9 protein-coding genes are annotated in these 15186 nt (G+C 71.3%); 4 read left to right on the top strand and 5 right to left on the bottom strand.

Features of this window, described 5'->3' with window-relative positions; translation table 11 throughout:
* Window positions 1-17 precede the first annotated feature (17 nt).
* Together ACYVKI_RS12125 and ACYVKI_RS12130 are read left to right on the top strand one after the other, a co-directional pair.
* Window positions 18-935 carry a LysR family transcriptional regulator gene (locus ACYVKI_RS12125; protein WP_460690621.1) on the top strand — a complete coding sequence of 306 codons (918 nt, stop codon included), beginning with the start codon at window positions 18-20 and terminating at the stop codon, window positions 933-935.
* Window positions 936-4091: 3156 nt separating this feature from the next.
* The gene (locus ACYVKI_RS12130) at window positions 4092-5813 is read left to right on the top strand and encodes a hypothetical protein (RefSeq protein WP_460690622.1); all 1722 of its coding nucleotides are present in this window, start codon (window positions 4092-4094) and stop codon (window positions 5811-5813) included.
* A 7-nt stretch (window positions 5814-5820) separates the two neighbouring features.
* Here ACYVKI_RS12130 and ACYVKI_RS12135 read toward each other — a convergent pair whose 3' ends face one another.
* Window positions 5821-8229 carry a transketolase-like TK C-terminal-containing protein gene (locus tag ACYVKI_RS12135; RefSeq protein ID WP_460690623.1) on the bottom strand — a complete coding sequence of 803 codons (2409 nt, stop codon included), beginning with the start codon at window positions 8227-8229 and terminating at the stop codon, window positions 5821-5823.
* Window positions 8230-8245: 16 nt separating this feature from the next.
* Entirely contained in the window at window positions 8246-9442 is a 1197-nt protein-coding gene (locus tag ACYVKI_RS12140) for a trans-sulfuration enzyme family protein (protein ID WP_460690624.1), read from the bottom strand.
* Between the two features lie 113 nt (window positions 9443-9555).
* Here ACYVKI_RS12140 and ACYVKI_RS12145 point away from each other — a divergent pair, with 113 nt between their 5' ends.
* Window positions 9556-10044: an Lrp/AsnC family transcriptional regulator gene (locus ACYVKI_RS12145; RefSeq protein WP_460690625.1), complete on the top strand. Its 489-nt coding sequence runs from the start codon at window positions 9556-9558 to the stop codon at window positions 10042-10044.
* Between the two features lie 13 nt (window positions 10045-10057).
* Here ACYVKI_RS12145 and ACYVKI_RS12150 read toward each other — a convergent pair whose 3' ends face one another.
* The 3 genes from ACYVKI_RS12150 to ACYVKI_RS12160 form a co-directional block, all read right to left on the bottom strand.
* Window positions 10058-10453 carry an MmcQ/YjbR family DNA-binding protein gene (locus ACYVKI_RS12150; protein ID WP_460690626.1) on the bottom strand — a complete coding sequence of 132 codons (396 nt, stop codon included), beginning with the start codon at window positions 10451-10453 and terminating at the stop codon, window positions 10058-10060.
* Between the two features lie 346 nt (window positions 10454-10799).
* Complete coding sequence (locus tag ACYVKI_RS12155; RefSeq protein ID WP_460690627.1) at window positions 10800-12452, bottom strand: amidohydrolase; 1653 nt, start codon at window positions 12450-12452, stop codon at window positions 10800-10802.
* A 61-nt stretch (window positions 12453-12513) separates the two neighbouring features.
* The gene (locus tag ACYVKI_RS12160) at window positions 12514-13998 is read right to left on the bottom strand and encodes a purine-cytosine permease family protein (protein ID WP_460690628.1); all 1485 of its coding nucleotides are present in this window, start codon (window positions 13996-13998) and stop codon (window positions 12514-12516) included.
* Between the two features lie 158 nt (window positions 13999-14156).
* On the opposite strand from ACYVKI_RS12160, the gene ACYVKI_RS12165 reads away from it, so the two are divergent.
* Window positions 14157-15182 carry a LacI family DNA-binding transcriptional regulator gene (locus ACYVKI_RS12165; RefSeq protein ID WP_460690629.1) on the top strand — a complete coding sequence of 342 codons (1026 nt, stop codon included), beginning with the start codon at window positions 14157-14159 and terminating at the stop codon, window positions 15180-15182.
* The last annotated feature ends 4 nt before the right edge of the window (window positions 15183-15186 follow it).

The following is a 15186-nucleotide window of genomic DNA, read 5'->3' on the forward strand; positions in this document are numbered from 1 at the left end:
TCATGCACTATAGGTACATGATTGATGCGCGTCTCCAGCTGCTCATCGCCGTCTGTGAGCACGGCACGGTCACGGCCGCCGCAGAGGCGCTGTACCGCACCCCCTCCGGAGTATCCCGGCAGCTCAAGGAACTGGCCCGCGAACTGGACGTCGACCTGCTGGAACGTCACGGGCGGCGCGTCCGGCTCACGCCTGCGGGCGAGCGGCTGGTCACCCACGCCCGCGCACTCAACGCCCAGTGGGAGACCGCCCTCGGCGATGTCGCGACCGCCGCCACGCAGCTGTGCGGGCCGATCGCCATCGGAGGATTCCCCACGGCGATCTCTTCGATCATCGCCCCGGCCCTCCCCGGCCTGCGGGCGCAGCACAGCCAGCTGCGTCCGGTGGTCAAGGAGGTCTACTCCGGAGAGCTCGTGGCCGCCCTGGAATCCGGAGCCGTGGATCTCGGGGTCTACGTGGCCGATGACTCCACCGGCGGGCTGTCCGCAGATCACCTCACGGTGACCGGGCTTCAGGACGATCCCCTCGACCTGCTGGTCCCCCGGGACCACCCCTTCGCCTCGGTGGAGACGGTCACCCTTCAGGACGCCGCCCACCAGGACTGGATCACCGGGCATCCGCGCCAGGATGCCTATGCGGAACTGCTGGCCGCCACCCGGGCCGTCGGCTACGCCCCGCGGGTTGCGCACCTGGCGCAGGAGTTCACCGCCACCACCGCGCTGGTGGCGGCCGGTGCCGGCATCGCCGCGGTGCCCCGGCTGGCGATGACGATCCCCCATCCTGAGGTGGTCCAGATCCCGCTGGCCGGCTCTCCCGTGCCACGACGTCGGATCCTGCTCGCCCGCCGCCGAGGCGCGGAGGAGAACCCGCGGGTAGCGGCTGCGATCCGCGCCCTGGAGACCCAGTGTGCGAGCCCGACACAGGCCCAGGTCTGACGGGATCTCGTACACTGAGGCGATGACGCGCACCTCCTCCGGCGACCCGTCGCCCACCGACGTCATCGGCCGACTCCCCGCTTGGGTCGCCCCCACTCTCGCCCTCGGGCTGGCCGGAGCCTCCGTGGGGATCGGTGCCGTCGGCTATGAGCGCGTCACCGCCGAGCCGGAGGCCGAGGTCTCCTTCCTCGTGGAGGACGACCTCCCCTACGGGATCACTCAGCAGACGGTGGAGGCCGCCGCCGAGGGACGAGTGGCCAGCTACGAGCCGTTCACCGTGCAGGTGGTGGAGCGCGAGCTCGAGTGGGACGAGTACATGCACGGCGAGATCGAGAATGCCGACATGATCCTCTCCGTGGGCGACGACCCGGAGGATCCCGACCTGTTCCTCGCCGACGCCACCCGGGTGGGCATCAGCGGCCTCGACTCCGACGATCGCTACTCGGTGGCCTCCACAGTGCGCGAGACGTTCGTCAACAACCGCACCATCGGCCACGGACCCAACGCGGTGGTCGGGGCGGCGCTGACGGCGGCGGACATGCACTTCGACGAGGGCGGCCGCTCCCCGGCCATCTGGGTCTCGGCGGCCGCCCTGCCGCTGCTGGCCGGCGTGGCGCTCCTCTTCGGCTGGGTGCGCTCCCGGGGGGTGGAACGACGACGCCTGCGACGCTTCTCCCGGGCGAAGCTGCGCCTGGCCCGCGTGGTCCTGGAGCTCGACGTTTTGGAGCTGCGTCTCGAAACCACCCGCGCCGCTCTGGGCAGTGCCGATGACGCCGTCGCCAGAGACGCCATGGACGCCCTGGAGTCCGACTGGCATCGCATCCGGACGGACAGTCTGCGCCTGGCCCGCCGGGAGCAGGAGCTGGAGCACGCCTGGCTGGGCGGCCCGGCTCCCCGCGGATCCTCCGGTGTGCCTGCTGGCGGAGCTCCGGATTGGTCCGACCTGGACCAGTTCGAGCAGGAGACCGCCGAGCTTCAGCGGCGGGCCGACGCCCTGGCCGCCGCCTCGGAGCTGCGCGCCGGGCACGCCGGCTCCGGCTCGGTGCTGGACCGGCTGGCGCTGCCGCTGCTGCAGTCGGTGGACGAGGTGCTCACCCAACGGAGCCGCCTCGCGCGCATCGCCGGTGACGGCACCGGTGAGACTCTGGACCGTCTCCGCCGTGCCCGTGACGAACTCCTGGCCCTGAACCAGGAAGCCGCGACGATTCCCGCGAGGAGCAGCGGTGACGACGGCGACGACGACAGTGCGCGGCTGGTCTCCGAGCACGCCGATCTGCTGGAGAGGTGGGAGGCGGCGGAGCGGCGCATCGTCGGCGCCTGCACCGCACTGAGCGGGACCCTGAAGACCCCTCGCCGGGAGAGCCACCCCGGGAAGAAGGCGCTGCGCGGGGCCGCCGAGGAACGCGTCCGGCGTCGCGTACGGGCCAGCTCGGCAGGAGCCACCGACTCGCTGGACGAACTGCGCGCCTCGCTGGGGCTGACGCACGGCGCCGCAGGTGGCCCGATGTGGGCCGCTGAGCGGGTCCTGGCCGCACTCGACCACATCGACCTCTCCACAGAGTCGACGCCGGGAGGCATCAGCGAGGAAGGTTGGCAGGCGGTGGTCGCCACCGTCGGCATGATCATCCCGGTGGCGGCGGGGCTGCTCACCGGATGGGCCGCCGTCGAGCGCGCCGACGTCAACACCGCCTTCGGCCGGACCTTGGAAGGCGACCAGCCGCTGGCGGCCCTGGACGTCGTCGGCGACCTCGGCGCCGTCCCGGAGTTCGAGGAGCCCTCCGACCTCCGCCCCTCCAACCAGGAGTCCCTGACCCTGGAGTACGTGCGGGAGTCCATGGCGCGCACCGTCGAGTTCGATGAGGACGCGGCACTGCTGCCGGACCACCTTGAGCTGCATGTGGCGCTGCTGCCCGCCGATGACTACATCAGCTACACTCCGCGGGCGGATCACGACTTCCGCATCGACATCGACTACTGGGACATCCTCGATGCCCATGCCCGGATCAAAGAGGAGGTCGGCGCCGAGGACTCCGAGGTCCTGGACCCCGCCACCGGCGAGGTGGCCCTGGGCCAGGGGATCCTGCCGGTCTGGCTGCTGGACGAGGACACCTTCGCGGTGGGCTACACGATGACCGGGGAGATCAGCTCCGGGGTGGACAGCCGCCTGGGCACCTACTCCTTCCGGGCCACGGACCTCATCGTCTCCGGCACGGGTGACTTCGAGATCACCCTGGGCGACCAGGTGGCCAACACCCTGCAGGACCTGGGCCGAGCCATGGAGTACAACCACCAGGAGTCGGTGAAAGTGGACACCACCTCCCTGTTCTGGCTCGTGGCCGTCTCCGTGTGGGCCGGGACGCAGACGCTGCTGATGATCGGCGTCGCCGTCGCGGAGGCCGGGCGTCGGGGGATCGGGACGCGCCGGGTGCGGCGCCAGCTGGCCGGGCTGCGCGCGCGGCTCGACGAGCTCGCCCTCGGACTGGACCTCTCCCGGTTGGACATGGTCGCCGTCCTCGGCGGCGACTCCCCCACCGCAGGCCGCGCCGAAGAGGCCGACCAGCGCCTCCACGAGGCCGCCCTGGCCACCGCCTGGCGCGAGGTCCAGGCCCTGGAACGCCTCCCCCGCCGCGAGCAGCGCGGCGAGGACTGGGAGTCCCGCGTGGTCCACGTCGAGAAGCTCATCGACACGCTCGCCGCCCGCGAGACCGACGTCACCACCCGCGCCGAAGANAAGCCACCCCGACGCGTTGCCTCCGGCGCTTGGGCCGTTATGCAGAAGCTTAAGCCAGCCTTCGCGGCCCAAACGCCGGAGGCAACATGTCCGCTCACGACGACAGCGGGACCTAGACTCGAGAGGTGCACTCCCGCTCGCTCTCCCCCACGACGGCCGGTGAACGTCGGCGACGATGGCGGACCTGGGGTGCGCCGACGTTGGCCGCGGCCCTGGTCGCCACGTCCCTCCTGGTGGGGGCGGAAGGCCGCGCGACTCTCAGCGCTGAGCCCACCGCCGACGTCGAGATCCTGGTGGAGGAGGAACTGCCACAGGGGATCACCCAACCCGCGTTGGACGCCGCCGCCGATGAGCTGCGCAGTGATGAGGCCTTCACGGTGGCGGTGCTGGACAGACCGCTCCGGTCGATCGAACGGCGAGGTCGGATGGTGCCCGAGGCCGACGTCGTCCTCTCCCTCCAGGAAGGCCTGGTGGCCATCGAGGGACGACCCGTGGAGGAAGTGGAGGCTGAGATCCACCGGGCTCTGAGCGATCACGACGGCGCCGATGCGGTCGTTGAGTCCGTCCGGCAGATCGCCGAGCTCCATTTCTCCACGCAGCGCTCTCCTGCGGTATGGGCGGCGGGGACGCTGCTTCCGCTCCTCGCCGGCCTGCTGGTCCTCATCGGTTGGCAGGCCACACGACGCACGCAGCAGGCTCGGCTCGCTCAACTCTCGGCCGCACAACGCGCCCTGGCCGGGGTGGTTCTGGAGCTCGACACCCTCGAGCTCCGGCTCCAGGCCACGCGGGCCGCGATGGACGACCAACGCGTCGATGCCGACGACGCCACGGCCGCGACGACGCTCGCCCGACTCGAGGAGGAGCACCGCGAGATCCAGGCGGCAAGTCTGCGTCTGGCTCGTGAGGAGATCCGGCTGATCCTGTACTTCCAGCTGTTGGAGCGCCCCCACACCGATTCCCGGCTCCCCGCTCGACACTTCCAGCACCGCCGGATGGCCGCAGACCGCCTGGAGACGTTCGCGGAGTCAGTCGAGGAGCTCCAGGCCCGGGCCGACGCCCTCGTCGACGCCACGGAGCTCCGCGCCGGGCATGCTGAGTCGGCCTCCGTGCTGGGCACGATGGCGGCGCCCCTGGTGGCTTCGGTGGACGAGATCCTCCGGCACCGCACCCGATTCCCCCGCCTTGCGGACGAGTTGGAAGAGCACCGGGACGATCTCCTGGCCCTCACCACGGAAGCCGGGCGGCTCTCGTCCTCCGACGACGGCGAAGCCGCCGACCTGGTGGCCCACCATGCCGAGCTGCTCGACCGCTGGGACCACACCGAACGGCGGATCACCGACGTGTGCCGCCGCATCCGGCGCAGAGTCTCAGCAGGAGGCATTCGACGCGGCCCCCGGGTGCTCAGGGAGGACGCCGCTCGCCGGGTGCGCGAACGGGTCAACGCCGCCACCGCAGGCGCTCGGCGGTCTCGCCGCGAGTACCGGGAGGTGTTGGGACTGCCGATCGGCGCCGACGGCGACCCGATGCGCGCCTCGGAACGTGCTCTGGAGAAGATCCAGCGGCGGGACCGCGTCGCCGCACCCGATGACCCCCGGCAGGGGAGGCGGGCGTGGGCCTGCCTGGGCATCCTCCTGCTCCCGGCGGCCGCCGCGCTGCTGGTGGCCTGGATCGTCGTCGGAAGCTCAGCTCCTGCCGGTGGCGGGGACGGACCGTTCCTCCTGGTGGCCTTCACCGCCTGGATGGGCATCTGCACCATGCTTCTGCTGATCCGCGCCGGCGTCCGGACCGCCCGCCACCGTGTCCACACGCGCCGGGTGCGGCGCCAGCTGGCCGGGCTGCGCTCGCGGATCGACGAGCTCGCCCTCGGACTGGACCTCTCCCGGTTGGACATGGTCGCCGTCCTCGGCGGCGACTCCCCCACCGCAGGCCGCGCCGAAGAGGCCGACCAGCGCCTCCACGAGGCCGCCCTGGTCACCGCCTGGCGCGAGGTCCAGGCCCTGGAACGCCTCCCCCGCCGCGAGCAGCGCGGCGAGGACTGGGAGTCCCGCGTGGTCCACGTCGAGAAGCTCATCGACACGCTCGCCGCCCGCGAGACCGACGTCACCACCCGCGCCGAAGAACTGCTGCGCACCCAGCGCGAGGGGTGAGCCCCGCTCAGCGGCCCAGCAGCCCCAGGGCCGCCGAGGCGATCGAGTCCTCGTCGATGCCGTGCAGCCGGTGCATCTGCGCCATGGTGCCGGCCTGCCCGAAGGCCGTGACCCCCAGCGTGTGAGTCTCATCGCCGCGCACTCCTGCCAGGAACGCGAGGGTGTGCGGGTGGGCGTCCATCACGGTGACCAGCGGTCGGGGGTGCTCCGCCGGGAACAGCGTCTCCAGGATCGCCGAGCGCGGCGTCACCGCCACCTCGCGGCGGGCCCGCAGCGCCCGGAACAGCAGGCTCGGGCTGGTCACGCACACCACGCCGGCACGCACGCCGTGCCCGGCCAGAGTCTCGGCGGCCGCGCACACCTCGGTCATGATCGCGCCGGCCCCCACCAGCGTGACGTCGTCCTCAGCGGCAGGATGGGCGGTGAGGCGGTACCCGCCGGCCACCACCTGCTCCCGGCGACGACGGCGCAGCAGCTCGTCCTCCGGCACCTGCGCCAGGGACTGGTCCACCGGACGGGTGGACAGCCGCAGGTAGGCGGAGCCGCCGTCGGGGTCCAGCAGGTCCCGCATGGCCTCGAGCATCACCCACTCCACATCCTGGGCGAAGGCGGGCTCCCAGCTGGTCAGCCCGGGGATCTCCAGGGTCGCCGAGGGGGTGTTGATGGACTGGTGCGCCCCGCCCTCCGGCGCCAGGGTCACCCCGGAGGGGGTGCCGATCATGAGGGAGCGGCCTCCCGCGTAGAGCCCGAAGGTCCACGGCTCCAGCGCCCGGTTGATGAACGGGTCGTAGAGCACTCCGATGGGGATCAGCGGCTGACCCCAGCGCTCTCCCGTCAGCCCCAGCTCGCCGGCGAGGCTGACCAGGTTGACTTCGGCGATCCCGAGTTCGATGTGCTGGCCCTGCGGCTTCTCCTGCCATTTGAGCAGCCGCTCCCGGTCGTCCGAGAACCAGTCATGCCGCCCGGCCAGGGACCACACCCCGGTCTTGTTGATCCACCCGCCCAGGTTGGTGGAGCTGGCGACGTCGGGGCTGACGGTGACCACCCGATCCGTCACCTCGGGGGCTGCGCGGCGCAGGTCGGAGAGGAAGCGGCCCAGGGAGGCCTGGGTGGAGGTCACGGCCTTCGGACTCCACCCGAGCTCGGCGGGGACGGTCGGGGGCGCGGCCGGGGCGATGGGCTCTCGGCGCAGCCGCCGGGCCGCCTCGGCGCACAGCCGGCCGGCCGCCGTGTCCTCGGGGAAGCGGACCCACGGGTCCTGGAGCGAGGTGCCGGAGGCCTCGGCGAGCTCGTGCATCTGCTCCTCGGTGAGCTGTGCGGCGTGGTTGTTCGGGTGCCCCTCGGTGGCCAGGCCGCGACCCTTGATCGTGTAGGCGAAGACCACGGTGGGCCGGGTGTCGTCGATGGCGGCGAACGCGGCCTGCAGCTCTTGAAGATCATGGCCGCCGAGGTCGCGCACGAGTTCGGCGAGCGCGCCGTCGTCGTGACCGGCGAGCAGCTCGGTCAGCGCGGCGGCGTCCTGCCCCGGGCAGCCGCGCAGCAGCCGGTCACGGATCTCGGCGGGGTGGGCGCGCAGGATCCGCTGGTACTCCTCATTGGGCATCGTGCGCATGCGCTGCTCGAGCACCTCGCCGCCCGGGCGGGCGAACGTCTCCTGGAGCCGGCGGCCCCACGGGCAGGTGATGACCTGCCAGTCGGCGGCGGCGAACATCCCGCGCAGCCGCTGGACCTGTGAGTCCGGGATGACGCGGTCCAGGGACTGCCGGTTGAGGTCCACGATCCACACGACTTCGCCGAGCTGGCGCACTTCGGGGTCGATGATGGCCTCCCAGACCGCCCCCTCGTCCATCTCCGCATCCCCGAGCAGCGAGTAGAAGCGCCCGGCCGGAGGGGTGTCCTCGATGCGGCTGGCCAGGTAGCGGTGGGACAGGGCCGCCCAGATGGGCGCGGTGGCGCCGATGCCGACCGACCCGGTGGAGAAGTCCACCGTGTCCGGGTCCTTGGACCGGGAGGGGTAGGGCTGCAGCCCGCCCAGGGAGCGCAGTCGGGTCAGATAGGAGGCGTCGAGGTCGCCGAGCAGGTAGTTGATGGCGTGCAGCACCGGGGAGGCATGCGGCTTCACCGAGACCCGGTCCCGGCTGGTCAGCTGGGAGAACCACAGGGCGGTCATGATGCCGACCATCGAGGCCGAGGAGGACTGGTGCCCGCCGACCTTGAGCCCGTCGGCGTTCTCCCGCCCGCGGTTGGCGGCGTCGATGATGCCGGTGGCCAGCCACAGCACGCGCTGGGCAATCTCGTCGAGCACAGTGGCGTCGGCGGAGGATGAGGCCCGCAGCGGTCGCGAGTTCGTCGTCGGCGGGTCGTACTGGTCCGAGGTCTCGAACTGCCGGTCCTCGTCCATCGGGTGCGTCGTCATCGGTCTGTGGTCCACGTCACCGATCCTCCCCGATCAGCACCGGAGACACCAACGCACCGGCCAGGTCGGCGATCAGGTCCTCAGGGGACTCCAGGCCGATGGAGAGCCGGACGACGTCGGCATCGGGCTTCGCCTCGGCGGCCACCGGCCGGTGCGTCAGCGCCGCCGGGTGCTGGATCAGGGAGTCGACCCCGCCCAGGGAGACCGCGTGGGTGAACAGGGCGACGTCGCCGACGAGCCGTTCGGCAGCCGCGTAGCCGCCGCGCAGCCGGATCGCGATCATCGCACCGGTGCCGCGCATCTGCCTCCCGAGCACCCCGGCGGAATCGCCGTGGAGGCCCGGGTAGCAGACCTCGGCGACGGCGTCGTGGCCGGAGAGCCAGTCCACGATCCGCCGGGCGGAGTCCTGCTGCGCGCGCATCCGCACCGGCAGCGTGGCCAGCCCCCGGTGGAAGAGGTAGGCGGCCAGCGGGTGCAGGATCCCGCCGGTGATGGCCCGGACCTGCCGTAGGCGGGCGGCGATCTCCTCCGAGCACGCCACCACCCCGCCGACGGCGTCCCCGTGGCCGCCGAGGTACTTGGTGGCACTGTGCAGGCTCAGCGCGGCCCCGTGGTCCAGCGGGTTCTGCAGCACCGGTGTGGCGAAGGTGTTGTCCACCAGGACCGGGACGCCGGCCGCCTGGGCGACGACGTCGGCGATGTCCACCAGCTCCAGGGTCGGGTTGGCCGGGGTCTCCAACATGATGAGCCCCGTGTCCGGACGGACCGCGGCGGCCACCTCATGCGCGGCGCAGAAGGTGACCTCGGTGCCCACCATCCCGGAGGCCAGCAGGTGGTCGGTGCCGCCGTAGAGCGGGCGGACCGCCACCACGTGCGGCTTCTGCTCGCCCAGGCACAGTGCCAGCACCGAGGCGGTGACGGCCGCCATCCCCGAGGAGAACGCCACCCCGGCCTCGGCATGCTCCATGGTGGCCAGGGCGTCTTCGAAGCGCGCCACGGTGGGGTTCCAGAGCCGCGCGTAGACCGCACTGCCGCCCTCGGGGACCTCGCCCCCGGAGGCCAGGGCCTCATAGGAGAGCCCGCCGGACTCGATGCCGGGCAACGGGTTCGTGGTGGACAGATCCAGGGGCAGGGCGTGGACGCCCAGGCCGGCAAGGTCGTCGCGGCCAGCGTGCACCGCCGCCGTGTCCATGCTGTGTGATTCAGGTCCCATAGGTCATGATGGTTGCTGAGGACACAGTCAACCGCAATCCATCTTGCTGAAAAACCCACACATCAACGTATCTCCTGGGTTCTCGACATGAGACAAGGACGGAAGGAGGGGCCATGTCGTCGAGTCGACAATTGACGCCGGAAGGTCTGGACGGGCTCGACCACGCCCTCATCGCCGCACTCAGCACAGCCCCGGAGCTGACCAACAAGGCGCTGGCCTCCCGGCTCGGCGTGGCAGAGTCCACCTGCGCGTACCGACGACGGCGGCTGCGCGACGCCGGCACCATCGGTCCCCCGCGGATGGACCTGGACCATGCCCAGCTGGGCTACGCCCTCCAGGCCGTCATCACGGTGTATATGAGCAGCCATTCGCGCGAGGCGGTGGACCAGTTCCTGGACAGCATGGTCACCACCCCGCATGTCCTGCAGGTGGTGCATCTGACCGGGCGGGCCGACTTCATGCTCACCGTGGCGATGCGCAGCGCGGAGGAGCTGAAGAACTTCGTGCTGGACCACATCACGGTCCACCCGGCCATCCGCAACACCGAGACCCACATCGTGTTCGACTCCCGGCGCGGGACCTGGATCCCCGAGGCGCCCTGAGCGCAGCACCTGATCAGCCGTCGTCGGGACCCAGGCCGAAGCGGATCGGCTGGCGTGAGACGACCATGGTGGAGACCACCAGGTCGTAGGAGGTCACCACCAGCTCCTCGATCAGCTCCGCGGTCACGCCCGGCCCTTCGGCCACGGAGATCCAGTGCCGCTTGTTCATGTGATAGCCGGGGCGGATGCTGGGGAACTCCTCGCGCAGCACCTCGGAGGCGTCGGGCTGCGCCTTCAGGGTGATGATCGGCTCCCCGGTGACCTCGGTGGCCATGAGGAAGACCTTCTCCCGGACCTTGTAGACGTCGTGCTCCTCCCCGAACGGGTGGGTGCACGTGACCCAGGGCAGCTGCCAGGCGGCGGCCGCGGCGACCTGCTGGATGCGGCGTCCGGTGAGAGTCTCCTCCATGCCTCCACTGTAGGGGCATGCCCGCCGCCGGAGCCCTCAGGCGGGCTGCTTGAGCCCGAGCACCACACCGTCGGGATCGGTGACGCACCCCGCCCGCCCCTCCCCACGGGGTGCACTGGACGCCGACGTCGTGGGAAGGGCCCTCCTGCTCGATCACCAGGGGCGGGTGCTCACCGGCAGGCCGCGGCGGGACGGAACCTCCTGTCCTCGGTCACACGGCGCAGTCCACCACGCCTCCACGCCACGGGAAAGGAACCCCGGCTGGTTCCGCACCCGGTATGTGAGGTCGCACCCTCAACGTTGAGGGTGCGACCTCACATACCGGGTGCGCCGGGGTGGCGCCGAGTCAGCGGCGGTGGCGCTCCTCGCCGCGCACATACGTGCGGCACACCGCAGCACCCAGCAGCGCGCCCGGATCCTCGGTGCGGGGGTCGACGTCGAGCACCACGAAGTTCGCCTCCAGGCCCGGCCGGATCCGCCCGCGGAGGTCTTCCATCTCTCCTGCCCGGGCTCCGCCGGCGGTGAGCGCAGTCACCGCCTCCTCCGGGGTGAACGCGCGCTCCGGGTGGTACGGCGGCAGCCCGGGTGACAGCGAGGAACCTCCAGTCAGGGCGATGTAGAGGTTCGGCAGCGCCTCGTGCGGGGCCGTGGGCGCATCGGTGCCGAGCGTGATCGCCACCGAGGCCTCGCGGAACCTCCGCCAGGGGAACCCCTCCTCGGCCCGGTGATCTCCGAGCATGGCCTTCCAGTTGTCCAGGATCGCGGGGTCGCAGTGCACCGGCTGCATCGAGGCGGTCACGCCGAGCCGGGCCATCCGCTCGATGGTCTCCTGGGACACGGATTCGAGGTGCTCCAGCCGGTGTCGGCTGGTCGCCGCGCCCTCCCCGCAGTCCTCCAGCAGGTCCAGGGCGATCTCGCTGGTGCGGTCACCGATCGCGTGCATGGCGATCTGCAAGCCCGCTGCATCGGCGGCCAGCGCCACCGGACGAAGCCGCTCCGCGCTCCAGATCGGATCGCAGTTCGTGCCGTCCGCATAGGGGGCGCGCATGGTGGCCGTGCAGGCGTCGATGACGCCGTCCATGATGAACTTCACCCCGGCGATGCGGAACCAGTCGGACTCGGAGCCGGCGGCGATCTCCTCGCGCAGGGCGGTGACCTTGTCGAGCTCGGCCAGATCCGCCGCCGTGTCAGCGCCGGGCTCGATGATCATGTGTGCGGTCACCGGGAAGGGCAGTCGCCCGTCCCGGGCGATGAGCGCACGGATCGCGGTGACGTCGGCCGGGGTCATCGCCATGTCGGTCACTGTCGTCACCCCGGCCTGCAGGTAGGCGTCGAAGGCGAGCTCGAGGAACTGCACGTGATCGTCCGGGGTGCTCACCTGCTCCAGGAAGTGCCGGGCGTACTGGCGGCCGGCGGTCTCGTAGAGCAGCCCGGTGGCCCGTCCGTGCTCATCCCGGGCGATCCTGCCGCCGACGGGGTCGGGGCTGTCGGCGTCGATGCCCATCTCCTCCAGCGCGGCCGTGTTGGCCCACACCGAGTGGAGGTCGTTGGCGTCCAGGTACACCGGCACGTCCGGCAGCACCGCGTCCAGCATCGCGGCCGTGGGGTGCTCCTGACCGACGGCGTCGAAGAGCCAGCCGGCTCCGAGTACGCGCGGGGCCTCCGGGTCCGCCTGTCGGGCGGCGACCAGCCGCTCCTGGATCTCCGGCAGACTCCGGCAGTCGCGCAGCTGGACCTTGCCCAGCGCCTCCCCCATCGTGGTCAGATGAGTATGCGAATCGATGATCCCGGGGGCGACGAAGCGTCCGCCGAGGTCCACCTCGACGACGCCGGCCTCTCCTGGGCCGCCCCCGGGAGCGCCGACGGCGGCGCGCACCTCGTCCAGGGTCCCCACGGCGGTGAATCGGCCGTCGGCGACGGCGAAGGCCTCCGGATCCGGTCCGGCGGCCCCGGCGTCAGCGGTGAAGATCCCGGCGTGGTGGAAGATCATGATGGTCATGGCGGGCTGGCGCGCTCCTTCAGTGCGGGGTGGTGTGGTCGTGAGCGAGGTGGTGAGCGGCTCAGGCGACATGGGCCACCAGCCGGGTCCGGGACAGCAGCACGTAGCTGACGGATGCGACCAGCAGACCGGCCGGGATGGACAGGTCCAGGCCGGTGGCGGCGGCGATCGGCCCCAGGTAGACCTCGCTGCTGAGGCAGAGCGCAGAGGCGACGCCGCCCAGGACCAGAGCCAGCAGTCCGGCCCAGTTCCACCCGTGGCGGTACCAGAACGTGCTCGACGGCGTCGCGTCGAGCAGATCCGCGCCATCGTACTGATTGCGCCGCATCCACACGTCCGTGGCGAAGACCGCGATCAGCGGTCCGGCGGCGACGACGATGACCTGCAGCATCTGCGAGACGGCCGTGGTGAAGTCGTAGACGGCGACCGCGAAGATCGTCAGGGCCGTGCCGATGACGGCGATGATCAGCGCCGAGGGGATGCGGCGGATCGGGATGCCCAGGGCCTGCAGTGCCATGGAGGCGCTGTAGGTGGTCATGGCGTTCAGGGCGATCGCGGCGATGATCACCGCGATGGTGAACAGCGGGAAGAACCAGGACGGCAGGCCGGCGTCGAAGGCGCCCATGGGGTCGGCGACCATGTCGAAGCCGGCCCCGGTGGCGATCAGCGCCCCGATGAACGTGAAGACGATGCCCGGCAGCGCACCGCCGACGGCGGTGGCGGTGGCGACCTTCCAGCTCGCCTTCTCCCGTGGCAGGTAGCGCGCCAGGTCGGGGCTGTTGATGAAGGACAGCGGTGTGGAGACGAGCATGGTGAAGCCGATGGTCATCGCCGTGGCGAGCTGGGGCCCGGACAGCGGCTCGGCCGGCGTGTGGCTGAAGTCGAAGTGGGGCACCATGAAGATCGCGGTGATCACGAACATGATCACCAGGAAATTGGTGATGTAGGGGTACGTCTTGAGGATCAGTCCGTGGCCGTAGACGGCGACCAGCACCGTGAGCCCGGCGATGACGAGCACGACGACGATGCCGAGCCCGGCTGTCGGCGCCAGGCCCATCCGACCCAGGAGTCCCAGGCCGTTGATCGAGGCGGCCGACCAGGTCAGCGAGAGGTACACCGCAGCGAGCAGCCAGCCGTAGAGACCCACGATGACCCGGTTGCCCAGCACGCCGTACATCGCGCGGCTGATCACCGACCCGGAGGTTCCGGCGGCCGGCCCGCTGATGGCGATGACTCCGGTGAGGATCCAGCCCGCCGCGGCCGCGACGATGACCACGAACGCCTGCGTGATGGAGAGCCCCAGCACGGCGATCATCACCGCCCCCATGATGAAGGCCAGGAAGCTGGCGTTGGGTGCGGCCCACACCCAGAACAGGGCCCGCGCGCGACCGCGGCGGTTCTGATCCTCGATCAGCTCGATGCCGCGGGTCTCCGGCTGGGTGGGGGTTCCGGACGCAGCGGGTTTGACGGCGCCGGCGCGGGTCGCTGCCGGTCCGAACCGGGGCTCCGGCTGGGTCTGGGGGTCGGCGAGGGGTCGGGATGACATGGGATGGGCCTTTCAGTGCGAGTGTCCGAGCGTGATGCCTCAGGGCGGCCGCTGCGGCGACCGCACGCTGTGATGCAGATCATGCTGTGGCGTGACACTATGGGAGTTAAACGGTTAATACAACGCCTGTGCCCGCTTTTCCGTGAAAGGACCCCTCGATGCCTCCAGGACGCGTGACGATCCGCGATGTGGCCGCCCGCGCCGGAGTCTCCACCGCCGCCGTCTCCCAAGCCCTCAACGGCAAGGGGACGCTCGCCGCCGCCACGCGGGAGCGGATCCGCGGCATCGCCGAGGAGATGGGGTATCAGGCCGACGCCCTGGCCCGCGGCATGACGCGGTCCCCGATGGGGGTGCTCGGGCTCATCCTGCGCCCCTTGGATCAGCTCTCCCACTACAACCCGCAGGGCGTGGACTTCTTTCTGCGACTGGCCGGACAGCTGAGCATGGAGCTGCTGGAACGCGGGGTGAGCGTGATGATGCTGCGGGATGTCACCCGCCGGCCCCTCACCCCGCTGGCCTACTCCCTGGACGGCTACCTGGTGGTCAACCCGCTGGGCGATGACCCGGTGGTCACCGCCCTGGAGGAGCGGGAGCTTCCCTACGTGATGCTCGGGCGCGACCCGGCTCGTCCGGACCGGACCCGCTGGGTGGGCACCGACGACGCCGGCAACATGGCCATCATGCTCGAGCACCTCCGCCGGTGCGGGGCCCGGCAGCTGCTGCTGGTCGAGGGCGCCGATCGCAACGCGTGGAACATCGACAGCGCCGAGGCCTACCGAGGGTGGTGCGCGCGGCAGGCCGCCGACGGGGTCACCGGCGCCGTGGTGCGCCTGTCGGAGGACGAAGGCATCCTCGGGGGCCGCGGCCTCGGCGAAGAGCTCGCACGCGGCGAGCGGGGCCCGCTGCCGGATGCGGTGGTGTGCATGACCGGCCGACATGCCGCGGGCGTGCAGCAGCGGCTGCGGGCCGGGGGCCACCCTGAGGTGATGGTGTGTGCGATCTCGGACTCCGAGCACTCGCGGACCGCCGAACCGCCGATCACCACCCTGCGCAGCTCCCTGGCGGACGAGGTCACCGCCGGAGCCGACATGATCCAGCGTCTGTTGGCCGGCGAACCGGTGGAGCCGCGACTCATCGCCGCTGAGCTGGAGGTCCGCGGCACCGGCCGGCTCCGCGTGGTTTAGTGGG

It is taken from the genome of Nesterenkonia suensis, from assembly GCF_054782935.1.

Excerpts from the sequence above, each read along its gene's own strand:
- ACYVKI_RS12125 (WP_460690621.1), top strand. The coding sequence starts at position 18 with ATGATTGATGCGCGTCTCCAGCTGCTCATCGCCGTCTGTGAGCACGGC.
- ACYVKI_RS12130 (WP_460690622.1), top strand. The coding sequence starts at position 4,092 with ATGGTGCCCGAGGCCGACGTCGTCCTCTCCCTCCAGGAAGGCCTGGTG.
- ACYVKI_RS12135 (WP_460690623.1), bottom strand. The coding sequence starts at position 8,229 with ATGACGACGCACCCGATGGACGAGGACCGGCAGTTCGAGACCTCGGAC.
- ACYVKI_RS12140 (WP_460690624.1), bottom strand. The coding sequence starts at position 9,442 with ATGGGACCTGAATCACACAGCATGGACACGGCGGCGGTGCACGCTGGC.
- ACYVKI_RS12145 (WP_460690625.1), top strand. The coding sequence starts at position 9,556 with ATGTCGTCGAGTCGACAATTGACGCCGGAAGGTCTGGACGGGCTCGAC.
- ACYVKI_RS12150 (WP_460690626.1), bottom strand. The coding sequence starts at position 10,453 with ATGGAGGAGACTCTCACCGGACGCCGCATCCAGCAGGTCGCCGCGGCC.
- ACYVKI_RS12155 (WP_460690627.1), bottom strand. The coding sequence starts at position 12,452 with ATGACCATCATGATCTTCCACCACGCCGGGATCTTCACCGCTGACGCC.
- ACYVKI_RS12160 (WP_460690628.1), bottom strand. The coding sequence starts at position 13,998 with ATGTCATCCCGACCCCTCGCCGACCCCCAGACCCAGCCGGAGCCCCGG.
- ACYVKI_RS12165 (WP_460690629.1), top strand. The coding sequence starts at position 14,157 with ATGCCTCCAGGACGCGTGACGATCCGCGATGTGGCCGCCCGCGCCGGA.